This is a genomic window from Dryocola sp. LX212 (assembly GCA_041504365.1).
GTDB lineage: Bacteria > Pseudomonadota > Gammaproteobacteria > Enterobacterales > Enterobacteriaceae > Dryocola.
The window spans coordinates 139,439-164,731 of sequence record CP167917.1; the positions used below are offsets into that span (position 1 = coordinate 139,439).

Annotated in this window: 20 protein-coding genes, 1 tRNA gene, 1 other RNA gene and 2 pseudogenes; 16 read left to right on the top strand and 8 right to left on the bottom strand. The window is 56.0% G+C overall.

The window, feature by feature from the left end:
• Positions 1-2 precede the first annotated feature (2 nt).
• From ACA108_00705 to ACA108_00715, 3 genes are all read right to left on the bottom strand, one after another.
• A complete protein-coding gene (locus ACA108_00705; GenBank protein XEX96101.1) occupies positions 3-752 on the bottom strand; it encodes a sugar phosphate isomerase/epimerase family protein in 750 nt (249 codons plus the stop codon).
• A gap of 113 nt (positions 753-865) precedes the next feature.
• Entirely contained in the window at positions 866-1,885 is a 1,020-nt protein-coding gene (locus tag ACA108_00710; GenBank protein XEX96102.1) for a LacI family DNA-binding transcriptional regulator, read from the bottom strand.
• Between the two features lie 136 nt (positions 1,886-2,021).
• Entirely contained in the window at positions 2,022-2,681 is a 660-nt protein-coding gene (locus ACA108_00715) for an OmpA family lipoprotein (GenBank protein XEX96103.1), read from the bottom strand.
• Positions 2,682-2,891: 210 nt separating this feature from the next.
• Between ACA108_00715 and ACA108_00720 the strand changes: the two genes are divergently transcribed.
• A complete protein-coding gene (locus ACA108_00720) occupies positions 2,892-5,165 on the top strand; it encodes a molybdopterin guanine dinucleotide-containing S/N-oxide reductase (GenBank protein XEX98192.1) in 2,274 nt (757 codons plus the stop codon).
• Here the strand turns inward: ACA108_00720 and ACA108_00725 are convergent.
• A complete protein-coding gene (locus ACA108_00725; GenBank protein XEX96104.1) occupies positions 5,134-5,574 on the bottom strand; it encodes an N-acetyltransferase in 441 nt (146 codons plus the stop codon). The genes ACA108_00720 and ACA108_00725 overlap by 32 nt on opposite strands.
• Complete coding sequence (tag, locus tag ACA108_00730) at positions 5,571-6,134, bottom strand: DNA-3-methyladenine glycosylase I (protein ID XEX96105.1); 564 nt, start codon at positions 6,132-6,134, stop codon at positions 5,571-5,573. The genes ACA108_00725 and tag overlap by 4 nt, the downstream gene beginning before the upstream one ends.
• 140 nt (positions 6,135-6,274) lie before the next feature.
• On the opposite strand from tag, the gene ACA108_00735 reads away from it, so the two are divergent.
• A complete protein-coding gene (locus ACA108_00735) occupies positions 6,275-6,991 on the top strand; it encodes an autotransporter domain-containing protein (GenBank protein XEX96106.1) in 717 nt (238 codons plus the stop codon).
• A gap of 368 nt (positions 6,992-7,359) precedes the next feature.
• Entirely contained in the window at positions 7,360-8,574 is a 1,215-nt protein-coding gene (locus ACA108_00740; protein ID XEX96107.1) for an MFS transporter, read from the top strand.
• Here the strand turns inward: ACA108_00740 and ACA108_00745 are convergent.
• Complete coding sequence (locus tag ACA108_00745) at positions 8,565-9,149, bottom strand: HD domain-containing protein (GenBank protein ID XEX96108.1); 585 nt, start codon at positions 9,147-9,149, stop codon at positions 8,565-8,567. The genes ACA108_00740 and ACA108_00745 overlap by 10 nt on opposite strands.
• Before the next feature lie 276 nt (positions 9,150-9,425).
• Here ACA108_00745 and eptB point away from each other — a divergent pair, with 276 nt between their 5' ends.
• From eptB to ACA108_00770, 5 genes and pseudogenes are all read left to right on the top strand, one after another.
• A complete protein-coding gene (eptB, locus tag ACA108_00750; protein XEX96109.1) occupies positions 9,426-11,108 on the top strand; it encodes a kdo(2)-lipid A phosphoethanolamine 7''-transferase in 1,683 nt (560 codons plus the stop codon).
• 100 nt (positions 11,109-11,208) lie between these two features.
• A tRNA-Pro gene (locus ACA108_00755) sits at positions 11,209-11,285 on the top strand.
• 32 nt (positions 11,286-11,317) lie between these two features.
• Positions 11,318-11,443: non-coding RNA, RtT sRNA (locus ACA108_00760), on the top strand.
• A gap of 11 nt (positions 11,444-11,454) precedes the next feature.
• A pseudogene (locus ACA108_00765) lies at positions 11,455-11,634 on the top strand (integrase arm-type DNA-binding domain-containing protein).
• Positions 11,635-11,721: 87 nt separating this feature from the next.
• Positions 11,722-12,624: pseudogene (locus ACA108_00770) on the top strand (DUF5906 domain-containing protein).
• Between the two features lie 427 nt (positions 12,625-13,051).
• Here the strand turns inward: ACA108_00770 and ACA108_00775 are convergent.
• Positions 13,052-13,837 carry a hypothetical protein gene (locus ACA108_00775; GenBank protein XEX96110.1) on the bottom strand — a complete coding sequence of 262 codons (786 nt, stop codon included), beginning with the start codon at positions 13,835-13,837 and terminating at the stop codon, positions 13,052-13,054.
• Entirely contained in the window at positions 13,821-15,863 is a 2,043-nt protein-coding gene (locus tag ACA108_00780) for a lipase family protein (protein ID XEX96111.1), read from the bottom strand. Before ACA108_00780 ends, ACA108_00775 begins: the two co-directional genes overlap by 17 nt.
• Positions 15,864-16,041: 178 nt before the next feature.
• Here ACA108_00780 and ACA108_00785 point away from each other — a divergent pair, with 178 nt between their 5' ends.
• The 8 genes from ACA108_00785 to ACA108_00820 all read left to right on the top strand — a co-directional run bounded on the left by ACA108_00785 (position 16,042) and on the right by ACA108_00820 (position 25,293).
• A complete protein-coding gene (locus ACA108_00785) occupies positions 16,042-16,557 on the top strand; it encodes a hypothetical protein (GenBank protein XEX97996.1) in 516 nt (171 codons plus the stop codon).
• Positions 16,558-17,184: 627 nt separating this feature from the next.
• Positions 17,185-18,792, top strand: coding sequence for a dipeptide ABC transporter periplasmic-binding protein DppA (dppA, locus tag ACA108_00790; GenBank protein XEX96112.1), 1,608 nt, complete (start codon positions 17,185-17,187; stop codon positions 18,790-18,792).
• A 168-nt stretch (positions 18,793-18,960) separates the two neighbouring features.
• Entirely contained in the window at positions 18,961-19,980 is a 1,020-nt protein-coding gene (gene dppB / locus ACA108_00795; protein ID XEX96113.1) for a dipeptide ABC transporter permease DppB, read from the top strand.
• A gap of 8 nt (positions 19,981-19,988) precedes the next feature.
• Complete coding sequence (gene dppC / locus ACA108_00800) at positions 19,989-20,891, top strand: dipeptide ABC transporter permease DppC (GenBank protein ID XEX96114.1); 903 nt, start codon at positions 19,989-19,991, stop codon at positions 20,889-20,891.
• 10 nt (positions 20,892-20,901) lie between these two features.
• Positions 20,902-21,885 (top strand): dipeptide ABC transporter ATP-binding protein, encoded by a 984-nt coding sequence (gene dppD, locus ACA108_00805; GenBank protein ID XEX96115.1) that lies wholly within the window; start codon positions 20,902-20,904, stop codon positions 21,883-21,885.
• On the top strand, positions 21,882-22,886 hold the full coding sequence (dppF, locus tag ACA108_00810) for a dipeptide ABC transporter ATP-binding subunit DppF (GenBank protein XEX96116.1): 1,005 nt from the start codon (positions 21,882-21,884) through the stop codon (positions 22,884-22,886). The genes dppD and dppF overlap by 4 nt, the downstream gene beginning before the upstream one ends.
• A 269-nt stretch (positions 22,887-23,155) precedes the next feature.
• Complete coding sequence (locus tag ACA108_00815) at positions 23,156-24,340, top strand: MFS transporter (GenBank protein XEX96117.1); 1,185 nt, start codon at positions 23,156-23,158, stop codon at positions 24,338-24,340.
• 59 nt (positions 24,341-24,399) lie between these two features.
• On the top strand, positions 24,400-25,293 hold the full coding sequence (locus tag ACA108_00820; GenBank protein ID XEX96118.1) for a LysR family transcriptional regulator: 894 nt from the start codon (positions 24,400-24,402) through the stop codon (positions 25,291-25,293).

The window sequence follows — 25,293 nt, forward strand, 5'->3', positions numbered from 1 at the left end:
CCTTACTCCTCGCGTAACAGGTTGACGTAGTGGCGGGTCACGGCCACCAGGTCGCGGCCTTCCAGCGGGAATTCAATGCCTCGCGGCACGTCCGACGGCAGCTGTTTAAGCAGCGCCAGCCAGCGCGGGTCGGCATCATCCAGCGCAATGGCGCGGTAGTGGTAATGGTGCGGGATCGCCGCCTTAACGTGAACGTAGCTGATGGAGGAGGCCAGCTCGCGGGCCGCCGCTTCAGGGGATTCTTCCACCCACAACCAGTTCGCCATATCAAAGGTCAGCGTTACCGGCATATTCAGCACGCGGCAGGCGGACTGGAAGCGCTGCATCGGGGCCAGTTTGCCGCAGGCGGTCTGATCGTTTTCGACAACCAGCGCAACGTCGCTTTGGGCGAGCCACTGCTGCAGCAAAGAAAACTGCTGGCTGCCGCGAAAATCCCCGAGCGAGAGCTTCAGCCAGCGGGCGTTGAGCTGGTGGGCTTCGAGCAGCAGGGAAGGAATGAGGGGGTTAAGCTTACTGTCCTCGGCAAACAGCGGCTCCGGCGCGGAGTAGCAGGCTTCCAGATTGTGCCCGGCTACCTGTTTCGCCAGCTCCGGCAGGGCATCGAGCTGGATATTGCTTAACAGTTCGCGGCGGATTTCCACTCCGTCCGCACCGGCGCTGGCGATAATGGGCAGCAGCGCCTGCTGGCCGCCAAGGGAGGCAACGCGGTCATGGCCATAGGCGGCGGTAACGACAATAATTTTACGCGGCATCGACTTCTCCGGAATGATTACACCTTGCTAACATAGCTATTACGCTAAATGGAACCGGTTCCAAAGAAAAGACATTCGTGGTGAATTTATGATCGCTATCACGAAGAAGAGGGTTAGCGGGCGGTGGAGCCGCGGACGATCAGTTCACCGGAAAAGACCTGTTCACGCACGCTGTCCGCCGCGCCGTCGATGCGGTTGACGACCTGCTCGAGTGCGGCATAGCCAATCTGCCAGGTGGGCTGTTTGAGGGTGGTGATGCCCACGCCCGCCAGCTCCGCCCACTCCAGCTCGTCGAAACCCAGCAGGCCAATATCGCTGCCCCAGTGCAGGCCAATGCGGCGCATAGAGCGGGCGACCTGCAGGGTAAGCGCGCCGTTGGCAGAAATCACCGCTTTGCGCATGCCGCGATGCTGCGTGTGGAACTGGCGCAGGGTGTTGTCCATCAGGTCGGCTTCGTGCAGGGGAATTTCGGCGTTTTCAGCCACGATGCCGGGATAGCGGGTGACGGTGCTGCGAAATGCGCGCAGCCGTTCACGGCGTGTATTAACCATGCCCAGCGGCTCGCTTAAAAACAGAATCGCTTCAAAGCCCTGCTCCACGAGATGCTCGGTGGCGGTGGTGGCGGCCTGAATATTGTCCAGCCCGACTACATCGCAGGCGAAATCAGGAATTTTACGGTCTATCAGCACCATGGGCAGGGCTGATTGCTGCAGGCGGTTCAACCCCTCTTCGCGCATCCCTACGGCGTTCACCACGATACCTTCAACCTGATAGCTGCGCAGTAAATCCAGGTAATGCAGCTCCTGGTCCACTTCGTTGTTGGTATTGCAGACCAGCGGGGTAAAGCCCTTTTCGCGGCATGCGGCCTCGATGCCGCTAAGCACGTCAACGGAGTAGGGGTTGGTGATATCGGCGATGATCAGGCCAATCAGGCGCGTGCGTCCACGCTTCAGGCCGCGGGCCATCTGGCTTGGGCGATAGCTGAGTTCGGCAATGGCGTTTTCAATGCGGGTGCGGAGATCGTCGGACAGTGCGCTCTGTTCGCCGTTCAGATAGCGGGAAACGCTGGTTTTACCGGTTTTTGCCGCTTTCGCGACATCGCTAATCGTGGGGCGCGCGGCCTTGCCGTTCATGTCCGTCTCCTGGAGGGGTAACTTTCTGGAGAGTAACACAAAATTGGTTGGCTGTTTGTGGATGACGCTGGCGCTTATCCACCCTACGAGATTCAGTCCGAAGGGCGGAGAAGTGCAACGTCATCCACCGTCTGATTTAAGCCAGAGGACTCAGCGTAATTTCTACGCGACGGTTCTGAGCTTTGCCTTCGGCGGTGCTATTGCTGGCGATTGGGTTAGATGGGCCAGCGCCTGTGGTGCGCACGCGGCTTGCTTCAACGCCCTGGGTGATAAGCGCGCTGCCCACGCCGTCCGCACGCTGCTGAGACAGCCTCATGTTCAGCTCGTTGCTGCCGGAGCTGTCGGTGTAGCCCACCACGTTAACCGCAGTTTTTGGGTACTCTTTCAGCACCATCGCCACGCCGGTGAGGGTATTGGCACCCGCCGGTTTCAGGGTTGCGCTGCTGCTGTCGAAGGTAACGTTGTTTGGCATGTTCAGCACGATGTTATCGCCATTACGCGTCACGCTCACGCCCGTTCCCTGCAGTTTCTGGCGAAGTTTCGCTTCCTGCACGTCCATGTAGTAACCCACACCGCCGCCAAGTGCTGCGCCCGCTGCAGCACCAATCAGTGCGCCTTTGCCGCGGTCTTTCTTGGAAGAAGAGAGGGCTCCCACGCCTGCGCCTACCAGCGAGCCGATACCTGCGCCGATGCCGGATTTAGCCACTTCTCGTTCACCGGTATAAGGGTTAGTGGTACAGCCTGAAACTGCTAACGTGCCGCAAACCAGGGCGGCGATCATGACGCTTTTATTCATCTCATTTCCTTTGCGATTGATATTTCTGCACCGCGAAGCAAGGCGGCGATTGATTATGACGTGTGATTGTGTAGAAAATTCCCCGGTGACATCTGAATTTTGTAAGCAATATTGAGTGGCCTCAGGCCGCCACCTGCAAACCTGGAGCCCGAATTGGCTAATACATCCGCGACAACTAAACACATTCTGACCGCTGCCCACTGGGGGCCAATGCAGGTTGAGACCGACGGTGAACGAGTGCTGGCTTCCCGTGGAGCACTTGATACCGGGCACGAAAACTCCCTGACGCTGGCCGTTCCGGATCAGGTCCACAGCAAAGCACGGGTGCAGTTTCCGATGGCACGCAAAGGTTTTCTGGCCTCGCCGAATGCACCTCAGGGCGTGCGCGGCGAAGATGAGTACGTGCGTATCAGCTGGGACGAAGCGCTGACGCTTATCCATCAGCAGCACCAGCGGATTCGCGACGCTTATGGCCCCGCCTCGATTTTTGCCGGCTCTTACGGCTGGCGCTCCAACGGGGTGCTGCATAAGGCGGCGACCCTGCTTCAGCGTTATATGAGCCTGGCAGGCGGCTATACCGGTCATCTTGGGGATTACTCCACCGGCGCAGCGCAGGCGATCATGCCTTACGTTGTCGGCTCGAATGAGGTTTACCAGCAGCAGACCAGCTGGCCTTTGGTGCTTGAGCACAGCGATGTGGTGGTGTTCTGGAGCGCAAACCCGCTGAACACGCTGAAGATTGCATGGAACGCCAGCGACGAACAGGGTGTGCAGTACCTTGAGCAGCTGAAAAACAGCGGTAAAACGGTGATCGCCATCGATCCGATGCGATCGGAAACCATTGATTTCTTCGGTGATAAAGCCCAGTGGATTGCCCCGCACATGGGCACCGACGTGGCGCTGATGCTGGGCATCGCCCATACGCTGGCACGCCACGGCTGGCATGACGCCGATTTCCTGGCGCGCTGCACCTCTGGCTACGACAAATTCGCCGACTACCTGACGGGCAAAATCGACGGCCAGCCGAAAAATGCTGAATGGGCGTCGCAAATCTGCGGCGTGCCCGTACAGGTTATCGAGTATCTGGCCCAGGTCTTCAGCGCCAACCGCACAATGCTGATGTCCGGCTGGGGGATGCAGCGCCAGCAGTACGGTGAGCAGAAGCACTGGATGCTGGTGACGCTGGCGGCCATGCTGGGCCAGATCGGCACGCCCGGCGGTGGATTTGGCCTCTCTTACCACTTTGCCAACGGCGGTAACCCAACGCGGCGGGCGGCGGTGCCCGGTTCGCTACAGGGGCTGGTGGCGGGCGGCACGGACGCGGTAGAAAAAATCCCCGTGGCGCGCATTGTTGAGGCGCTGGAAAACCCCGGCGGCGGCTATCAGCACAACGGCATGGAAAGGCGCTTCCCGGACATCCGCATGCTGTGGTGGGCGGGTGGCGGCAACTTTACCCATCATCAGGACACCAACCGGCTGATAAAGGCATGGCAAAAGCCGGAGCTGGTAGTGATTTCCGAGTGCTTCTGGACGGCGGCAGCAAAGCACGCGGACATCGTGCTGCCGATTACCACCTCGTTCGAACGCAACGATATGACGATGACCGGCGACTACAGCAACCAGCACCTGGTGCCGATGAAGCAGGTTGTTGCCCCGCAGGCCGAGGCGCGCAATGATTTCGATGTGTTTGCGGAGTTAAGCGAGCTGTGGGAGCTGGGGGGCAAAGCACGGTTCACCGAGGAAAAAAACGAGCTGCAGTGGCTGGAAAGCCTTTACGATATGGCAAAACAGCGCGGAGCCTCGCAGCAGATTACGCTGCCGGAATTTAAAGATTTCTGGGAGGCTAACGAACTGATTGAAATGCCGGTCAATGAGAAATTAGCCGAATTCATTCGCTTCGCTGATTTCCGCCGCGATCCGCAGGAATATCCGCTCAAAACGCCGAGCGGAAAAATTGAGATTTACTCCGAGCGCATCGCAAGCTTTGGCTACGCAGACTGCCCGCCGCATCCTACCTGGCTTGCGCCCGATGAGTGGCAGGGCAATGCCGAAAAGGGCCAGCTTCAGCTGCTTTCATCCCACCCTGCGCACCGGCTGCACAGCCAGCTTAACTATGCCGCCCTGCGGGAAAAGTATGCGGTTGCCGGGCGCGAGCCGCTGACGCTGCATCCCCAGGATGCAGCGGAGCGGGGCATCGCTGACGGCGATTTAGTGCGGGTCTGGAATCATCGCGGGCAGGTGTTAGTCGGTGCCCTGGTAACTGACGGCATCAGGCCCGGCGTAATTTGCATTCATGAAGGGGCGTGGCCGGATCTGGATAGCGACCGCCTGTGTAAAAACGGCGCGGTGAACGTCCTGACGCTGGATATTCCGACGTCCAGGCTGGCAAACGGCTGTGCGGCCAATTCGTCGCTGGTATGGGTTGAGAAGTATCAGGGCAAAGCACCGGAGGTTACGGCGTTCGATCCGCCTGCCAGCTCATAATCCACGTCGGGTGGCGCGTTTCTGACTGCCAGGCGCTTTCTTCAATGCGAAAGCCCCGGCGGTGATAGAAATGCACCGCCTGCTGGTTTTTCTGATAAACCTCGAGGCTTAGCGCTGGAAAACTCGCTTTTGTATGCTCAATCAGCGACTTGCCGATGCCCAGGCCGTAGAAGGTCTCGTCCACGAAAAGCGCACCGAGAAAGCGCGAGTCGATCACGCTCGCAAAGCCGACAATTTTGCCGTGTTGTTCATCTACCCAGGTCAGCGACTGCGGGATATAAACGTTGCGGACTATCGACTCACTTTCCCGCCAGTAGCTTTCGGCGATAAACGGGTGGGCGTGAATGGTGCTGGCAAGCCATAGCGCAATCAGCTCGTCCATTTCCCCCTCACGCAGTCGACGGATCATTTTTGATTGTCAGGGTGGCAGAAGCAGGTGGTCACATGGTCATTCACCAGCCCGCACGCCTGCATAAACGAGTAGCAAATCGTGGAGCCAACGAACTTGAAGCCGCGTTTTTTTAACGCCTTAGACAGGGCGTCTGATGCGGGAGTTGTGCTGGTGATTTCCGCAAACGTGGCGGCTTGGGTGACCTGCGGTTTGTTATCCACAAACGACCAGACAAACTCCGGGAATTTTTCACCGCTGGCTTCCATCGCCAGAAACGCTTTAGCGTTATTGATGATTGCCTCGATTTTCCCTCGGTGGCGAATAATGCCGGCGTCCAGCACCAGCCTGTCGACGTCCTCCTGCGTGAACAGCGCCACAGCGAGGGGATCGAAATCTTTAAAGCAGCGGCGGTAATTTTCGCGCTTCTTCAGCACGGTTATCCAGGACAGTCCCGCCTGCTGGCCTTCCAGGCAGATCATCTCAAATAATTTATGCCCCTCGGTAACCGGCACGCCCCACTCTTTATCGTGATATTCAAGGTAAAGCGGGTCCTGGGTGACCCATCCACAACGCTGCATATTCTCTTCCCTCTGATGAAATAAATGGCCGGTAACTTGACGTGTCTGATAAAGAGACAATAGTTAATTCAGGGTTATCCGCAAGCCCGACAAAAAGACAATAAAATCGCCGGATTTGGCTCTCTTCTGGAGTCGCTTTGATGATTAAAAAAACTTCATGCAGTGGTCGCCGTGTCACGCTTCTCACGGCGCTGGTTTCGTGGTGCCTGTTCTGTGCCCCTCATGCTTTTGCGTGGCAGCAAGAGTATGTTTCTGACGAAGCCGTGGGCGACGCTCAGGATCGTTATACGTGGGATAGCGACCGGGTGCCAAACTATAACGACATTCTTGCCGAACGCATTCTCTCTTCCATGCCACCGGAGGCTCAGGAAGGACCGTCATTTACTGCCGGAAACGACTCCGCGCATACCGATGCCAGCCGGCTGGACGTGGGCTGGAATATCCCTGTTTTTGGCAATGTTACCACCGGGCCGACCGCTGGCTACAGCTGGGATGGCAGCTCGACGAATATTTATAACGAATACGGGGATAGCGTTGTGCCGTCACGCTACAGCGATCGGCTATGGCACGCCAGCGTCTCCACCGTGGGCTGGCGGCTCGACTCGTCCGTCGGCTATGTTCGCCCCTGGGCGCAGGTCAGCTATAACCATCAGTATGGCGATAACCTCTGGAAAGCACAGTCAGGGATGCGCACCAACGCCGCCAGCGCGCAGGACACCAGCTGGATGGACGTCACCGTCGGCGCTGACATGCCGATCGGGAAGAACGTTGCCGCCTTTGCCTCTATGTCGCAGGCCGAAGGGTTATCCACCGGCGAGGCCTATCTCTATAACCTTGGGGTAAGCGCGAAGTTTTGAGGGGGGGATTATGCAGCGCGCATAATCGCCAGAGTGCATCATGGACCTACGATTAGACAAGTAACGTTAATGTTATCTCGCTCCGCCAGGCTAAAGATCAATTTTTAACACTAAAACCTTCAATGGATGAATTTTAGTAACCTCAATGCCTGATGTTTTAACATTAAATACACAGTTTTGAAGCATCCCTCATTGATAGTGATTACTCACAAACATTATTACCCCCAGGCGTTCCAGGTCATTCATTCCCGCTCAGATGCATTTCATTCCGTCTCTCGTGCAGTTCATGCCTTTTTCTCCTGGAATAAAATGCGCTTCGCTATGGTAGGCGGCAGATAACTTCCCTTAAGAATTGCAGGATAGCCGCCATGAATACTGCTCAATACAACCGCACTCGTTGGTTAACCCTTATCGGGACCATTATTACCCAGTTCGCGCTGGGATCCGTTTATACCTGGAGCCTGTTTAACAGCGCGCTGTCCCAGAAGCTTAATGAACCTATCAGCCAGGTCGCTTTCTCTTTTGGTTTGTTAAGTCTCGGGCTTGCCATCTCTTCGTCGGTAGCCGGTAAGCTTCAGGAGCGTTTCGGCGTTCGCAAAGTGACAATGGCGGCGGGCGTGCTGCTGGCGGTCGGTTTCTTCCTCACCGCGCATTCCAGCAACCTGATGATGCTCTGGCTGAGCGCGGGCGTGCTGGTTGGGCTTGCCGATGGCGCAGGCTACCTGCTGACGCTGTCCAACTGCGTGAAGTGGTTCCCGGAGCGTAAAGGTCTGATTTCCGCCTTTGCCATCGGTTCATACGGCCTTGGCAGTCTTGGTTTCAAATATATCGATACCCATCTGCTGGCGACCTACGGTCTGGAAAACACCTTTATGATCTGGGGGGCGATTGTGATGGTGATGATTCTGTTCGGCGCCACGCTGATGAAAGATGCACCGGCTCACGAAGCCCAGTCCATCAACGGCGTGACCGAAAACGACTTTACTCTGGCAGAGTCCATGCGTAAGCCGCAGTACTGGATGCTGGCAGTGATGTTTCTGACCGCCTGCATGAGCGGCCTGTATGTGATTGGCGTGGCGAAAGATATCGCTCAGGGCATGGTGCATTTAGATGCGGTTTCTGCTGCCAATGCGGTAACAGTGATAGCGATTGCTAACCTGAGCGGCCGCTTGGTGCTGGGCATCCTCTCCGATAAGATTGCACGTATCCGCGTTATCACCATCGGCCAGGTTATTTCGCTGGTGGGGATGGCGGCGCTGCTGTTTGCTCCGCTTACCGAAGCAACATTCTTTGCGGCTATCGCCTGTGTTGCCTTTAACTTCGGCGGTACTATCACCGTTTACCCATCGCTGGTGAGCGAGTTCTTTGGCCTGAATAATCTGACCAAAAACTACGGCGTGATTTACCTGGGCTTCGGTATCGGCAGCCTCGGTGGTTCCATCATCGCTTCACTGTTCGGCGGCTTCTACATCACCTTCTGCGTTATCTTCGCGCTGCTGATTCTGTCTCTGGCCCTTTCCACCACTATTCGTCAGCCAGCCCGTGAAGAAGCGCAGACAGAGCACGAACACGCTCACGCCTGATAGCGCGCCATAAGCTGCGAAAACCATGCCGCCGGGACGTTATACGGCGGCATCATTAATTGTGATATCCCCTGTTCGACTATCCCTTCCGCCTGCGCTTTTAACTTTTCATTTCCCTGAGTCATTACCGCGAGCTGCAGCCTTTTCTCAATGAGGTAAACGCGGGCAAAATGCGGGTCATATTTTAGAATCCCTCGCGTGTTATCAATGATGTCGGCAAGTTTAACGGTTTGCGCATCAGGGCTTGCCTGCGCGGTATGCAGAAAATGGGCGCGTTTACGGCTGGCGCGGTTGGTTCCGGGAAGCTGTTCGGGATTGGTGAGCATGGCGACCAGGGCAGCAACCTCCGGTCCGAAACGTTCGTCAATGTCGAGAATCGTTGTGTCGGTATCTTCTACGGTGTCATGCAGCCATGCGGCAGCCAGTACCTCTTCGGCGCTGGTCACGCTGCGCACCAGTTCCACCACCGCGGCAGGGTGAACGATGTAAGGTTCGAAAGTATATTTGCGCCGCTGCTCGCTGGCGGCATGCGCTTTGCTGGCGAAACGACGGGCGCGCTCTTCTAAGGTCTGCATGGTGATCCCTGCGATTGCCGTAACTATTCAACCCAATGTTGTAAACGTATCGTGATATTTGTACCAGCAGTATGTAAAGAACATGCTGGAACTTTATTTTGGGCGATACATTTCCCGGCCCCTGTGCTCTACTACGCGGCGCGGGTCTTACTTATGACCTATGCCTAAGAATCGTCCCGATTCGTTAGCTATTTTCTACCGTTCAGAACTCTGCTTCATCCAGGAGGTCTGAATAGTCTTTGAGAAGCTGTATTCGCTTTATTTCGGACAACCTGAATGAATTATATTAAATCGATGACCCAGCAGAAATTATGCTTTCTGTTAGCGGTATACATCGGCCTGTTTCTGAACATCTCGGTTTTTTATCACCGTTTTGATGGCTTACTGCACGGCTTTAACGGCTGGAAGCTGTTCGCTGCTGGTGCAGAAATTTGCGCTACGGTATTGGTCACTTTCTTCCTGCTTCGCGTGCTCTCTTTGTTTGGCCGCCTCGGCTGGCGCATTCTGACCTCGCTAATACTCGTTATCTCCGTCGCCGCCAGCTATTACATGACTTTCCTGAACGTGGTGATCGGCTATGGGATCATCGCCTCGGTCATGACTACGGATATCGACCTTTCTAAAGAGGTAGTGGGCTTTCACTTTGTTCTGTGGATGGTGCTGGTCAGCATCTTGCCGCTGGTGCTCATCTGGAGCAATACCTGCCGCTATACCTTGTTAAAACAGCTGCGCACGCGTGGACACCGCGTGAAAAGCGTGGCTATCGTCCTGCTCGCAGGGCTAATGGTATGGGCGCCGCTGCGTTTCCTCGATAAACAGCAAAATCGAATCGAAAAGCGTTCCACCGTCGATATGCCAAGCTACGGCGGCGTGGTGGCTAACTCCTATCTGCCGTCTAACTGGGTCTCTGCGCTTGGCTTGTTTGCCTGGGCGCAGATGGACGAGTCTACCGATAACAGCTCGCTGATGAACCCGGCGAAGAAATTCACCTATGTTGCGCCGAAGGACATTGATGATACCTATATGGTGTTCATTATTGGCGAAACGACGCGCTGGGACCACATGGGTATTCTGGGCTACGACCGTGATACCACGCCTAAACTGTCTAAGGAAAAGAACCTGGTCGCGTTCCGCGGCGAGTCCTGCGATACCGCAACCAAGCTCTCCCTGCGCTGTATGTTCGTGCGAGAGGGCGGGGCGGAAGAGAATCCTCAGCGTACCTTAAAAGAGCAGAACGTCTTTGCGGTGCTTAAGCAGCTCGGCTTTTCGTCCAGCCTCTACGCGATGCAGAGCGAAATGTGGTTTTACGGTAACACCATGGCGGACAACATCGCCTACCGCGAGCAGATCGCAGCCGAGCCGCGCAACAGCGGCAAGCAGGTTGATGACATGCTGCTGGTAGAAGAGATGAAACGCTCTCTCGCGGATCACCCTAATGGTAAACACCTGGTTGTACTGCATACTAAAGGCTCGCACTTCTCTTACGTCCAGCGTTATCCGCGCAGCTTTGCGAAGTGGACCCCGGAGTGCGTGAGCATCGATAAAGAGTGCAGCAAAGAGCAGCTGATTAACGCCTTCGATAACTCAGTGCTGTATACCGATACGGTTATCTCCGACGTTATCAACCAGCTGCGCGACAAGCGCGCGATTATCTTTTATGCCTCGGACCACGGTGAATCCATTAACGAGCGTCAGCACCTGCACGGTACGCCGCGTAAAATGGCACCGCCAGAGCAGTTCCGCGTACCGCTGATTGTCTGGGCATCCGATAAGTATCTGGAGGATCCTGACCGCGCCCGCTCCTTCGAGCATATGAAAGAGCAGGCGGCGATGAAGATCCCGCACCGTCATGTAGAGCTGTATGACACAATCATGGGCTGCCTGGGTTACACCTCGCCGGACGGCGGGATTAACGAAAATAATGACTGGTGCCACGTGCCCCAGAAGGCCAGTCAGTAACATTGAGGACACAATCGCTGGCTTTTAAAGCAGTTGGTTGGGATTTTTAAGTTAAGGGATTGACGGCTAAAACGGTGCGCAGTAAGATGCGCTCCGCATTCGGCGAGTAGCGCAGCTTGGTAGCGCAACTGGTTTGGGACCAGTGGGTCGGAGGTTCGAATCCTCTCTCGCCGACCACATTCAAGAAAACCTGCTTCGGCAGGTTTTTTTACGCCTGTAATTTATAGAGGATGAGAACCTCCGAAGGAGGTTTGAGCCGAGCGCAGCGAGACAACGTTGCTTTAGCAACGGATCGTATAGCATGGCGCGAATCACTAACCCTCTTACCGCAACAGAAGCGCGCGCGGTGCGTCCGACTGAAAAGGAATACACCTTACAGGACGGTAACGGGCTTTATTTTCTCGTTAAATCTATGGGCGCGAAAATCTGGCGAATTAACTATGTGCGCCCCGGCGATAAAAAGCGTGCGCTGGTCAGTTTCGGCTCGCTGGATGATGTGACGCTGGCGGAGGCCCGTAAGCGCCGCGACGAATACCGCGCCATGGTCGCCGCAGGTATTGACCCACAACACCACCAGCAAAAGCAACGTGAATCCGAACAATTACGGCGGGGGCATATGGTGCTGGCAAACCGTCACGACTGGCAGTTGTTTATTGAAGTGACGGGCGAAGGCGGCAGCGGGAAAAGTGTGTTCACGGCGATAGCCTCAATGCTGGCAGGCACTCCCAACACCGCCAGCGGCAATATGCGCTCACTCGACGAAGCCAGAGGTCGGGCACAGATTGTCGGAAAAAGCCTGATTATTCTCCCTGACCAGCCGAAATATACCGGAGAGGGCACCGGGATTAAGGCCATCACGGGCGGCGACCCGGTAGAGACTGACGGCAAATATGAGAAGCAGTACACCACCATTCTAAGGGCGGTGATACTGGCGACCAATAATGAACCAATGATATTCACCGAACGCAACGGCGGCATTGCGCGGCGGCGCGTTATCTTCCCGTTTGATAACCTGGTGAGCGAGAAGGACAAAGACCAGCAACTGACCGACAAAATCGCGAAGGAACTCCCGGTTATCATTCGCCGCCTGTTGTCCACGTTCAGCGACCCGGAGACCGCCCACCGGCTTTTAACTGAGCAGCGCGATTCTGTGGAAGCGCTCGCCATTAAGCGCGGCACAGACCCGGTGATTGACCTGTGCGCGGCGTTGTATTTCATGAGCGAGCCGAAAGGCATGATGATGGGCGGCGGCACGTGGTCAGGCCAGCCAGAGTCGAAAGTTTATCTCTATCACTGCTATCTGGCCTTTATGGACTATCACAACCTCGGCAAACCGCTGTCCGTGGAAAAGTTTTCCCGCGCGGTCAGGCAGGCCGCAAAGGAATACCGGGCGGTCTATCTGACCCGAAAAATCAACGGCAGGACACAGACTAACGTCAACCTGAACGAACAGGCAGACGAATTTCTGCCCCGCGCCTGGGGCTGTGATGTGCCGGATGCTGGCCCCCATGCTTAAGGTTTACCCCTGCCTTACGTCTACACCTCTACCAGAAAGGTCACCACACCAGAGAGGGCGAGGCTTACAGGCAGGTAGAGGTAACTATAATTACCTCTACCTTACGTCTACTTACGACTACCACCAGCTGGAAAAGCCCTGAAAATCAGGTAGAGGTAAGTAGATATAAGATAGACGTATAAAACCAAACGTCTACCTGGTTAATTGGCTGTAATTAAAGGGAAAAAATAGTATTCTGGCCGCTGGTAGAGGTGTAGCCCTCCACAACGGCAAAAAGATTTACAGGGGTGGGCTTGTCAGGAGATAAACAAATGAAAATTATACTGATAACAGAAAACCACCAGTTGGGGCTGGTGGTTTTTCGTTTACAGGGCAAGAGATTACGCGCAGCGGAAAATGATCTCAAGAGGATCTTTTTGAGATCCTACTATTTCATTCGAAGTAACTTGTCATAATCGGGAGCTCTGCCACTTATGTTCTCCGAACTACCATCCGGATATGTGGCAATAACTTTTCCGCGAGATGAATCTGATGTTTGAAGTTTTACTACCTTATTCAAATATAAAACTGGTTCAATTTTTATATTCCTACTATCAGTAACTCTATAATATCTATTCCATTTGTCGTATTTTTCATCCCCTGCAAAGAGGTCTAGATCTGTCTCACTAATTGAACGATATACATATTCCATCGGGAAAAATTCAGTTTTAAAGATTAGGTCACCACTCACAGGGGTTGGTTTTCCTTTTCCAAACGCGCTCCCGTATCCCTCATCATCAAAATCAAAGACATAGTTTGCAGCAGTAACATCTTTTCCCTGAGCCAGATCTGAGCTTCTGGATACCTGAATCCCGACCCGAACACCGCTGAGTGTCCAGCCACATTGTGTGCCTCCATCAAGAGCAATACGGGCTTTACGAAGGCCGCTATTATCCGGGGGACTGAGTGGAATCCGTATTGGATTAAACCCACGAATGGTACGAACATGTGACTCGGTCGTGGGATCATAATCTTTACGCCTACAACTCTCCGAGCGATACAGTACATCCACTGGCAGAGCCTCCGTCTCCGGAGGCAGTTTTACCGCCACAGTCACCCATTCAGTATTGCCCGGAGGACTCAGGGTGTAGTCTGGGCGGCTGGCGCAGCCACTAAGGGGTAACAGTGCCAAAAGTGGCAGCAGCCCTGCCATAGCATTAACGAGACGATTCAATTTCTTCCTCCGCGACAGATTTAAAACGAACCAGCGCATTCTCTCCGCCCGGCAACTTTCGGGTTTGATCCAGCGTACTGCCCAGCATATCCTGGAGTGCCAGGAACATCCGGTTACGCTTCATCTCTTCCGGGGGGGCATCCTTGCCGTATTGTGTCATCTGCTGCCTGAAATCTTCGCGGTATACTTTCCGTTGGAGTTCCAGCTCCGGCCAGGCTGATTCCAGCAACTGATTGTTCAGGAACGGCAGATACTCCCCGGCCATCGAGTGGCGGAAGGGATTCGGCGCATGATCCATCAGTGGGTTGGTATTCCGTGGGAAAATCTTCTGAATATCTGCGACCGGAAACTCCCGGACAAACGCCTCCTGAGCCGCTTTCGCCTCTTCGTTTTCGGTCTCGGCCAGTGACGGGACAAGGAACAGTTTGATTTTATACTGCTGACTGTAGCGAAGCCGACGGCAGGTATGGCTGTTCATCGTATTACATTCTTCATAGGAGCCGGTCTGAGTGGTACGGAAGAACACAACCGGTTTACCGTGATGCCAGAAATGCTCTCCGACATATGCCCCAGCCATCTGTGCCGGTAGCTCTGCTGTCAGCGTCCAGAAAAAACCCAGCGTACTGCCAAGAGGCCCGAACTTATCGTACAGCCAGTTATCCAGATTGGCGTCAAAAGGCACCGTGGTGATCACATCACTGTCGTTGACGTGCCGGTAATGGGTTATCTGGTACAGATTCCCGACGGCATCAGCGGTAAAGGTGCGCGGCATTCCGTAGGTGTAGAGTATTGGCGAAAATCCCTTCATCTCCGCCGCATACGTCAGCCCCAGTGCTCCGCCCAGACTGTGCCCGACAATAAACAGTTTTTTCCCGCCATCAGTTATTCTTTTTATTTCTTTAAAATCATCCCCGAACCGCTCCTTCGCCAGATGATATGCATCCAGAAAACCGCCATGGATACATCCGGCCTTAGCCAGTTCGGGAGGACAGGGCTGTGGCGAATAGGAGCCATCAGTCAGCCAGTCAGGTACTTCCTGTGTACCTCGCCATGCCACAATCACATGGGAACCATTTTCCACATAAAAAAGCTGTGTACTGTCCAGCAGCGGCCGGGATTTCCCTTTCTCATCAGCGCGCCTGGAATCCAGAAATTCTGCGGTGCTGTAGCGCTCACGGAACGGAACATCCACGACCAGCGCATGGGGGTACGCCGGGAATTCTTCATGTTTTGGCGTACAGGATAAATCAAGACATTTGCGTTTGAAAAAATCCTCCACCATCTCTTTATCCGCGTAGGCCATATCCGCCATAACGCCGAGATTGTAACCGTTCGCCAGCGAGTAATCCTTCGTGTCATGCAGGACCAGCGACCACGCCCGGAACGGGCAGATTTCGATAACGTGGCGCTTTTCGAGCGCCTCCCGCGCGATTTCCGTACCTTTCAAATCCTTCCCGGTCGGAAAATGAAACTTTGGCGGCTCTTTATCCGTCCAGCCCTCAATCTCGGGCATCCTGTCGCACAGTTCGCCGATGGTGGCATAGTGATGCACATAACCGTGCTGCCCGGCGCTAAGTTGCACATTCGAGCGCCATTTTGGGTCACGGGTCTCCGGTTTAAAGATGTTATTGCTTACCGGCTGAGAGTTCGGGTTCCTGCTGAGTCCCAGCGGACGCTGCTCCATCTCATCAGTCAGTTGCTGGCCGTCAACCTTCACATCAACCGTTACCCAGTAAAGGTCATCGAAACGGACCAGCCCCTGACTGTCGGTGATACCAGCAGGTGGGTTAGGTGGAGGCGTGGGGTTGAAGTCATAGCCGCGACGTTTAGCTACAGCCACTTCCTCAGCCGAGGCAAGCGGGCGGTACTCCAGCCACACGTTCAGCCCGGAAACGGGCTTGTTATTCTCGTCTACAAACTGAAGTTCCAGCCAGTATTTGTGGGGCTCCCCACGACAGATAACGACTTTCCCTTTGGGCCTGATGCTGGTGACGGTCGTATTGTCGCCGATGATTTCCATAGCCATGCCATTGTCCTTGCACTTAAAATGGTTAAACAATGCCCATCATACATCGCGTGAGACTTAACCAAAATTCCCTCGCAGGAATAATATGTTACTGAAAATGGCGTACTCTTAATTCAGACCTTTTGTGTAAAAATTTTGCCCAGGTACCATAACGAAGGGGAAAAAAAACATCGTGTTAATGACTAAAGCTGACTACGCCCGGCATAAAGGCGTAAGCCCTCAGACCGTCTACGACTGGATAGCCAGAGGCGAGCTTGTGCTGGTGGGCGGTAAAATTGACGCAGGCGCGACAGACCAGAAAGCGACAACACAGTTTGTCATTCCTGATGCATGGGCGGATGAAGACAAGAAAGTTAATATCTCTCCCAAAGCCGTGATGCACTCACGCGATGATGATTATTCACAGGAGGGCTACCAGCCTCTTGCCGTGGATACAGAACAGGCTGCCGCAATGGTGCTGACGTTCGATGATGCATACCCACCAGCCGCAACGTATGACGAATTACAGGCCCGCATCCTGGATGCGTCTGACGCGCTGGGACTTGAGATAAGCACGCTGCCCATACTGCACCCGTCGCTGAGGGGCGCTGTACTGGATGCAAAGCGCTATAGCCTACCGCCTGTACCTCAATCTGCGTTATGCCTGTCAGAACGAAACCCCGAAAGACTGCCAGTGGCGCCGGATGTGCAATGAACGCTACGCCGTATGGGGTGAAGGCGAACCGGGTATAAAATACTTCTTTATTATCTCGCGCCTTTTTCCGCCTCCCTATGGAAAATGACGCTTCCATCGCTCATTCCCCGTCTTTAATTGATTTTGTGACATATTCCATCGTTTTTTGTTATGAAAGACGGCGGTTTTTTGCGTCGTTGCTTATGTTTGCCGCCAGCATGATTCGCTGTTCTGGACGCAGATCACAAAATAAATCGGTTATATATTCAGCATCCGGCAAGAATTTTTTTAAAATGTGCGCAACCGATTACCGCTATCGGTTGCAAATTAGGCAGTGTAATATTCTGGCAACAAGCCGGTAGCATAAATTTCCCTGCTGGAAATAGCCCGGCGCGCTTTTTTTAAACTTTGTTTGCCGTTTCGCACCCCTGTTGTAAATCCCCGCTACCTGTATTGACGTTTTACCGATCTGTTGACAGATTGTAGGGCGTGAGGGGCACTTTATGGACAGCCCGCACTACCACACAGCTCTCCAGAAGCATGGAATCCCTGGCCTCACCACTCGCCTCCGGGCACACCGTACAGACCGCAAACAAATAACAAAGGTCTCACGGATAAAAACAACACATCTCACATTGGAGCGGAAGAATGAGTATTTCCTTGAAGAAGTCAGGGATGCTGAAATTTGGTCTGAGCCTCGTCGCTTTGACCGTAGCAGCCAGCGTTCAGGCTAAAACCCTCGTCTATTGTTCAGAAGGCTCGCCTGAAGGTTTTAACCCACAGCTGTTCACCTCTGGTACCACTTACGATGCCAGCTCGGTGCCAATCTATAACCGTCTGGTAGAGTTCAAAATCGGCACTACCGAAATCGTCCCTGGCCTCGCTGAAAAGTGGGAAGTGAGCGAAGACGGTAAAACCTATACCTTCCACCTGCGCAAAGGCGTGAAGTGGCAGGACAACAAAGAATTCAAACCAACGCGTGACTTCAACGCCGACGACGTTGTGTTCTCCTTCGACCGCCAGAAAAATGCTCAGAACCCGTACCATAAAGTTTCTGGCGGCAGCTACGAATACTTCGAAGGTATGGGCCTGCCTGACCTGATCAGCGAAATCAAGAAAGTGGACGACAACACCGTTCAGTTCGTGCTGACCCGTCCTGAAGCGCCGTTCCTCGCGGACATGGCGATGGACTTCGCGTCTATCCTGTCCAAAGAGTATGCGGACAACATGATGAAAGCCGGCACGCCGGAAAAAACTGACCTGAACCCAATCGGTACCGGTCCGTTCCAGCTGCTGCAGTACCAGAAAGACTCCCGCATTCTGTATAAAGCGTTCCCGGGCTTCTGGGGCACCAAGCCGCAGATCGACCGTCTGGTCTTCTCCATCACGCCTGACGCCTCCGTGCGTTACGCCAAGCTGCAGAAAAACGAGTGCCAGGTTATGCCGTTCCCGAACCCGGCCGACATCGCCCGTATGAAGCAGGACAAAAACATCAACCTGATGGAGCAGGCTGGCCTGAACGTGGGCTACCTCTCTTTCAACACCGAGAAAAAGCCGTTTGACGACGTGAAAGTGCGTCAGGCGCTGACCTACGCGGTGAACAAAGAAGCGATCATTAAAGCGGTTTATCAGGGCGCGGGCACCGCGGCTAAAAACCTGATCCCACCAACCATGTGGGGCTACAACGATGACGTGAAGGATTACACCTACGATCCTGAAAAAGCTAAGGCGCTGCTGAAAGAGTCCGGCCACGCTGACGGCTTCACCGTCGACCTGTGGGCGATGCCCGTGCAGCGTCCGTACAACCCGAACGCTCGCCGCATGGCAGAAATGATTCAGGCTGACTGGGCGAAAGTGGGCGTAACCGCCAAAATCGTAACCTACGAGTGGGGCGAGTACCTGAAGCGCGCCAAAGCGGGTGAGCACCAGGCTGTGATGATGGGCTGGACCGGGGACAATGGTGATCCGGACAACTTCTTCGCGACCCTGTTCAGCTGTGCAGCGGCGAAAGACGGCTCCAACTACTCTCGCTGGTGCTACAAGCCGTTTGAAGATCTGATCCAGCCTGCTCGCGCAGCCGAAGATCACAACAAGCGTATCGAGCTGTATAAGCAGGCTCAGGTAGTGATGCATGACCAGGCTCCAGCGCTGATCGTTGCCCACTCCACCGTCTATGAGCCGGTGCGCAAAGAAGTGAAAGGCTACGTGGTCGACCCGTTGGGCAAACACCACTTTGAGAACGTGTCCGTAGAATAATAAGCACAATAGCCCCTCTCATTTTCCGCCCTGTGGAGTTGTAGGGTGGATAAGCGCCAGCGCCATCCAACGCTGAGGCCGTGGCAAAGAGGGGCGTATTATTTGTAATTTGTGAGCAATACAGACGGCGCGTTACCAGGCGCACCGTCACTACAGAGAATCCGGGTTATGTTGCAGTTCATTCTCCGACGTCTGGGATTAGTTATCCCCACGTTTATCGGTATTACCCTACTGACCTTCGCCTTCGTGCATATGATCCCCGGTGACCCGGTACTGATCATGGCCGGTGAGCGAGGCATCTCTCCTGCTCGTCATGCACAGCTGCTGGCAGAACTTGGCCTTGATAAGCCGATGTGGCAGCAGTACCTCCATTACGTCTGGGGCGTGATGCATGGCGATCTGGGCATCTCCTTAAAAAGCCGCCTCCCGGTCTGGGATGAGTTCGTACCGCGCTTTAAAGCGACGATGGAACTCGGAGTGTGCGCCATGATCTTCGCCGTTGCCGTGGGTATCCCGGTTGGCGTGCTGGCCGCCGTTAAGCGCGGTTCCGTTTTTGACCACACCGCGGTGGGCCTGGCCCTGACCGGCTACTCCATGCCGATTTTCTGGTGGGGGATGATGCTGATCATGCTGGTTTCGGTGTACTGGAACCTGACCCCGGTTTCCGGGCGCATAAGCGACACCGTCTTCCTCGACGACACCATGCCGCTCACCGGATTTATGCTGATAGACACGGCGATATGGGGGGAGCAGGGCGACTTTATCGACGCGCTGGCCCACATGGTGCTGCCTGCCGTCGTGCTCGGCACCATACCGCTGGCGGTTATCGTGCGTATGACACGTTCGGCGATGCTGGAAGTGCTGGGCGAGGATTACATCCGCACCGCTCGCGCCAAAGGTTTGACCCGCATGCGCGTTATCGTGGTTCACGCTCTGCGTAACGCCATGCTGCCCGTCGTCACCGTCATCGGCCTGCAGGTCGGTACCATGCTGGCCGGTGCGATCCTGACGGAAACTATCTTCTCCTGGCCCGGCCTTGGCCGCTGGCTGATTGACGCGTTGCAGCGTCGTGACTACCCGGTAGTGCAGGGCGGTGTCTTACTGGTGGCGACGATGATTATTCTCGTCAACCTGATAGTCGACCTGCTGTACGGCGTGGTGAACCCGCGTATCCGCCATAAGAAATAAGGGCCATCATGACGCAAATAACTCAACAAAAAGTGGTGGCGGCACCTAAGCCAATGACGCCGTTCCAGGAATTCTGGCACTACTTCAAACGTAATAAAGGCGCGGTTGTTGGCCTGGTGTATGTCACGGTGATGATTCTGATCGCCATCTTCGCCAACTTCATCTCGCCGCACGGCCCGGCTGAACAGTTCCGCGACGCGCTGCTGCACCCGCCGGTCTGGCAGGAAGGCGGCAGCTGGCAGTTTATCCTCGGTACCGATGACGTCGGCCGCGACATCATGGCCCGCCTGATGTACGGCGCGCGCCTGTCGCTGCTGGTCGGCTGCCTGGTGGTTGTGCTCTCGCTGGTGATGGGCGTGGTACTGGGTCTGATTGCCGGCTACTTCGGTGGCCTCATCGACAACATCATTATGCGCGTGGTCGACATTATGCTGGCGTTGCCAAGCCTGCTGCTGGCGCTGGTGTTGGTAGCGATCTTTGGCCCGTCGATTGTTAACGCCTCGCTGGCACTGACGTTCGTTGCCCTGCCGCACTATGTGCGACTGACGCGCGGCGCGGTGCTGGTGGAAGTAAACCGCGACTACGTGACGGCATCCCGCGTGGCGGGCGCAAGCCCGATGCGCCAGATGTTTATCAACATTCTGCCGAACTGCCTCGCACCGCTTATCGTGCAGGCCTCGCTTGGCTTCTCTAATGCCATTCTCGACATGGCCGCCCTTGGCTTTCTTGGCATGGGTGCGCAGCCGCCGACGCCGGAGTGGGGCACCATGCTCTCCGACGTGCTGCAGTTCGCGCAAAGCGCCTGGTGGGTTGTGACCTTCCCGGGTCTGGCAATCCTGCTGACGGTGCTGGCATTTAACCTGATGGGTGACGGGCTGCGTGACGCGCTCGATCCTAAACTGAAGCAGTAAGAGGCTCGAGATGGCGTTATTGAATGTAGATAAATTATCGGTGCATTTCGGCGACGAAGGCACCCCGTTCCGTGCCGTTGACCGCATCAGTTACAACGTTAGCCAGGGCGAAGTCGTGGGTATCGTGGGCGAGTCCGGCTCCGGCAAGTCCGTTAGCTCGCTGGCAATTATGGGGCTGATTGACTATCCCGGCCGCGTCATGGCCGAGAAGCTGGAATTTAACGGTCGGGACCTGCAAAAGATCTCTGAGAAGGAGCGTCGCAACCTGGTTGGTGCAGAAGTAGCGATGATCTTCCAGGATCCGATGACCAGCCTGAACCCGTGCTACACCGTTGGTTTTCAGATCATGGAAGCCATCAAGGTGCACCAGGGCGGCAACAAAAAAACGCGCGTTCAGCGCGCAATCGATCTGCTGAACCTGGTAGGCATTCCCGATGCGGCATCACGTCTGGACGTCTATCCGCACCAGCTTTCGGGCGGCATGAGCCAGCGCGTAATGATCGCCATGGCGATTGCCTGTCGGCCTAAGCTGCTGATTGCCGATGAGCCAACCACCGCGCTGGATGTGACCATCCAGGCGCAAATCATCGAGCTGTTACTGGAGCTGCAGCAAAAAGAGAACATGGCGCTGATTTTAATCACCCATGACCTGGCGCTGGTGGCGGAAGCGGCGCACAAAATCATCGTGATGTATGCAGGCCAGGTGGTGGAAACGGGCGAAGCGAAGGATATCTTCCGCGCGCCGCGCCATCCGTACACCCAAGCCCTGCTGCGCGCGCTGCCGGAGTTTGCGCAGGATAAAGCTCGTCTGGCCTCGCTGCCGGGCGTGGTGCCGGGCAAGTACGACCGCCCGAACGGCTGCCTGCTCAACCCGCGCTGCCCGTATGCAACTGACCGCTGCCGCGCAGAAGAACCAGAACTGAACCTTGTGGACAATGGGCGCCAGTCCAAGTGCCACTATCCCCTCGACGATGCCGGGAGGCCAACGCTATGAGTACCGAACAGGCCACCGCGCAACCGCTGCTGCGGGCCATCGATTTAAAGAAACACTACCCGGTTAAGAAGGGCATCTTCGGGCAGGAACGCCTGGTGAAGGCGCTGGACGGCGTGTCGTTTGAGCTGGAGCGCGGTAAAACGCTGGCGGTGGTGGGCGAGTCCGGCTGCGGGAAATCCACCCTGGGCCGCCTGCTGACGATGATCGAAATCCCGACCGGTGGCGAGCTGTACTATCAGGGCCAGGATCTGCTGGTGCCGGACGTTACGGCTGAAAAGCTCAGGCGTCAGAAAATCCAGATTGTCTTCCAGAACCCGTACGGCTCTCTGAACCCGCGCAAGAAAGTAGGGCAGATTCTGGAAGAGCCGCTGCAAATCAACTCGAACCTGAGCAAAGCCGAGCGCCGTGAAAAAGCGCTGGCGATGATGGCGAAGGTGGGGCTGAAAACCGAGCATTACGATCGTTACCCGCACATGTTCTCCGGCGGTCAGCGCCAGCGTATCGCTATCGCCCGTGGTCTGATGTTAGATCCGGACGTGGTGATTGCCGATGAGCCAGTTTCCGCGCTGGACGTGTCGGTGCGCGCGCAGGTGCTGAACCTGATGATGGATTTGCAGCAGGATATGGGGCTGTCATACGTGTTCATCTCCCACGATCTGTCCGTGGTAGAGCACATCGCCGACGAAGTGATGGTGATGTACCTGGGCCGCTGCGTAGAGAAGGGCACGAAAGACCAGATCTTCTCTAACCCGCGTCACCCGTACACCCAGGCACTGCTTTCCGCGACCCCACGTCTGAACCCGGACGACCGCCGTGAACGTATCAAGCTGACCGGCGAGCTGCCAAGCCCGCTGAACCCGCCGCCGGGCTGCGCCTTCAACGCCCGCTGCCGCCGCCGCTTCGGTCCCTGCACCCAGCTGCAGCCGCAGCTCAAGGAGTACGGCGGCCAGCTGGTCGCCTGCTTCGCCGTTGACCAGGATGAGAACGGGGAAATCCGTTAAATAAAAAGCCGGGAATTATCCCGGCTTTCTTATTTGTAGGGCGGATAAGCCTGCGTCATCCGACACTATAATTTTCTCCCATCCTTATCCAGATTCCAGCAATGCGGTGATACCGCACCTCTCCACCGCAAAACGCTATTGTTCACCCACGGAAACAGTGAAATCGTGTTTGATGGATTTATCGCTTTTGCAGGTCTGCGTAGATTGTGATCCCTGTCACTTCCGCGCCCGGTGCGCGGATCGCGCTTCTACCTGAGATGAGCGTTACTATGCTGAATAATAAAGATAAACCTGCACTGACATCGTGGATGGCCGTTTTTTCCCTGACCGTTGCCTGCTTCGTGATGGTTACCACCGAATTCCTGCCTATCGGCCTGCTGACCAATATAGCGCCTTCGCTGGGCGTGAGTACGGGTACGGCGGGGCTGATGGTCACCACGCCGGGGATTGTTGCCGCCGTCGCCGCTCCCGTGCTTAGCCTGATTTCGGGACGTCTCGACAGGCGCTGGCTGATGATTGGGCTGTCCGCGCTGCTGGTGGTCTCTAATCTTATCTCCGCCGTGGCCGTGAATTTCCCGATGATGCTGCTGGGCCGCGTGCTGCTCGGCGTTTGCGTGGGGGGATTCTGGTCCTTTTCGATGAACTACGGGCGTCATCTTGTGCACGAAGCCAGCCAGGGGCGGGCCGTGGCGCTGATTATCAGCGGCGTGTCCGTAGGCGCGGTTTGTGGTGTACCTGCCGGGGCGTTGATCGGCGATCTGTTCGGCTGGCGCGCGGCGTTCTTCGGCAGCGCGGCCCTTGCAGTCGGCGTGTTCATTGCCCAGCTGCGTCTGTTAACCCCCGTGCCGCCATCCCGCCCCGTCACGCCGCAGGATCTGCTGCTGCCGTTCCGCCTGCCGATGGCACGCATTGGCCTGATCGCCATCGTGCTGCTGTTTGTCGGGCATTTCGCCGCCTACACCTACCTGCGCCCTCTGTTGCAGCAGGTGTTTGTGCTGAGTCCCTCGGCGATATCCGTGCAGCTGCTGGCCTACGGTGCCGTGGGGCTGCTGGGTACGTTTGCCGGGGAGCGCCTGGCGGCGCATAGCCTGCGCGCCACGTTTATCCTGGTCGCTGCCATGCTGGCGAGCATTTTGATTGTTTCCCCGTTCCTGAGCGGCCTGCCGGGCGCCACGCTGATGGTGCTGGTCTGGGGCCTGGCGTTCGGTGCGGTGCCCGTCTGTGCGACAAACTGGATGTTCGAACATGTGCCGCAGGCTCCCGAAGCCGGGCAGGCGCTGCTGGTCTGCGTTATCCAGATTGCGCTGGCTTCCGGTGCGCTGCTGGGCGGTGAAGTGGTCGACTGGCAGGGCGTGAGCAGCGCGATGCTGTTCGGCGGGGCGCTGATTCTTTCCGCCGCGCTGGTGTTCGGCCTCTCCTTGCGCACCAGCCTGATTAGCGCTAAACAGTCATAACGATTATTCCTTCCGATAAACAGTCCCGGGCAGTATCCGGGGCTGCCACTGAGAGCGCTATGGATCATCATTTACAGGCAATACGCGTTTTTAACCGCGTGGTGGAGACGGGCGGTTTTACCCGCGCGGCGGACTCTCTGCGCATGCCGAAAGCCACCGTCACTAAGCTGATTCAGAACCTGGAAGATCATCTGCAAACCAAGCTTTTTCAGCGCACCACGCGGAGCGTATCGGTGACGCCGGAAGGGGAGTGCTATTACCGCCGCACGGTGAAGTGGCTCGCCGACCTGGAGCAGATGGAAGGCTGCATGACCGAATCCCAGAGCGCGCCGCAGGGCGTACTGCGGATAGACGTGGGCGGAGGAACGGCAAAGCACGTTTTGCTGCCAGCGTTGAGGGAGTTTCTTGAGCGCTATCCGCAGATTCAGATAGACCTCGGCGTGGGCGACCGCAATATCGACCTGATTAACGACAGCGCGGACTGCGTGATCCGCAGCGGCCCGCTTGCCGACTCTACGCTGATTGCCCGCCGCTTGTTCGAGCTGAAATGGGTGACCTGCGCCTCCCCTGACTACCTCGCCCGCTACGGCACCCCAAAACATCCCGCTGAACTGGAGCAGGGCTACCCGCTGACCCACTATCGCCATGCGGTAAATGACCGCGTGCTGCCGCTGCGCTTTGTCGACCGGGGAAAAACGATGGAGCTGCTTTATCGCTATCAGGTCAGCGTCAACGAGGGCAGCGCGCTGCTGGCCTCGGCGCTGGCGGGGCTGGGGATAATCCAGACGCTGAGGTTTATGGCCGAGCCTCATCTGCGAAGCGGCGAGCTGGTCAGCGTGCTCGGCGACTGGCTGCCGCCGGGGGAAAATATGTTCCTGGTTTATCCTTCCAACCGCCACCTGAGCGCCAAGCTGCGGGTGTTTATCGAATGGGCGGTGGAGCGGTTTAAGTGA

Coding starts and splice junctions, on each gene's coding strand:
- ACA108_00705 (XEX96101.1), bottom strand. CDS start 752: ATGCCGCGTAAAATTATTGTCGTTACCGCCGCCTATGGCCATGACCGC.
- ACA108_00710 (XEX96102.1), bottom strand. CDS start 1,885: ATGAACGGCAAGGCCGCGCGCCCCACGATTAGCGATGTCGCGAAAGCG.
- ACA108_00715 (XEX96103.1), bottom strand. CDS start 2,681: ATGAATAAAAGCGTCATGATCGCCGCCCTGGTTTGCGGCACGTTAGCA.
- ACA108_00720 (XEX98192.1), top strand. CDS start 2,892: ATGCAGGTTGAGACCGACGGTGAACGAGTGCTGGCTTCCCGTGGAGCA.
- ACA108_00725 (XEX96104.1), bottom strand. CDS start 5,574: ATGATCCGTCGACTGCGTGAGGGGGAAATGGACGAGCTGATTGCGCTA.
- tag (XEX96105.1), bottom strand. CDS start 6,134: ATGCAGCGTTGTGGATGGGTCACCCAGGACCCGCTTTACCTTGAATAT.
- ACA108_00735 (XEX96106.1), top strand. CDS start 6,275: ATGATTAAAAAAACTTCATGCAGTGGTCGCCGTGTCACGCTTCTCACG.
- ACA108_00740 (XEX96107.1), top strand. CDS start 7,360: ATGAATACTGCTCAATACAACCGCACTCGTTGGTTAACCCTTATCGGG.
- ACA108_00745 (XEX96108.1), bottom strand. CDS start 9,149: ATGCAGACCTTAGAAGAGCGCGCCCGTCGTTTCGCCAGCAAAGCGCAT.
- eptB (XEX96109.1), top strand. CDS start 9,426: ATGAATTATATTAAATCGATGACCCAGCAGAAATTATGCTTTCTGTTA.
- ACA108_00780 (XEX96111.1), bottom strand. CDS start 15,863: ATGGCTATGGAAATCATCGGCGACAATACGACCGTCACCAGCATCAGG.
- ACA108_00785 (XEX97996.1), top strand. CDS start 16,042: ATGACTAAAGCTGACTACGCCCGGCATAAAGGCGTAAGCCCTCAGACC.
- dppA (XEX96112.1), top strand. CDS start 17,185: ATGAGTATTTCCTTGAAGAAGTCAGGGATGCTGAAATTTGGTCTGAGC.
- dppB (XEX96113.1), top strand. CDS start 18,961: ATGTTGCAGTTCATTCTCCGACGTCTGGGATTAGTTATCCCCACGTTT.
- dppC (XEX96114.1), top strand. CDS start 19,989: ATGACGCAAATAACTCAACAAAAAGTGGTGGCGGCACCTAAGCCAATG.
- dppD (XEX96115.1), top strand. CDS start 20,902: ATGGCGTTATTGAATGTAGATAAATTATCGGTGCATTTCGGCGACGAA.
- dppF (XEX96116.1), top strand. CDS start 21,882: ATGAGTACCGAACAGGCCACCGCGCAACCGCTGCTGCGGGCCATCGAT.
- ACA108_00815 (XEX96117.1), top strand. CDS start 23,156: ATGCTGAATAATAAAGATAAACCTGCACTGACATCGTGGATGGCCGTT.
- ACA108_00820 (XEX96118.1), top strand. CDS start 24,400: ATGGATCATCATTTACAGGCAATACGCGTTTTTAACCGCGTGGTGGAG.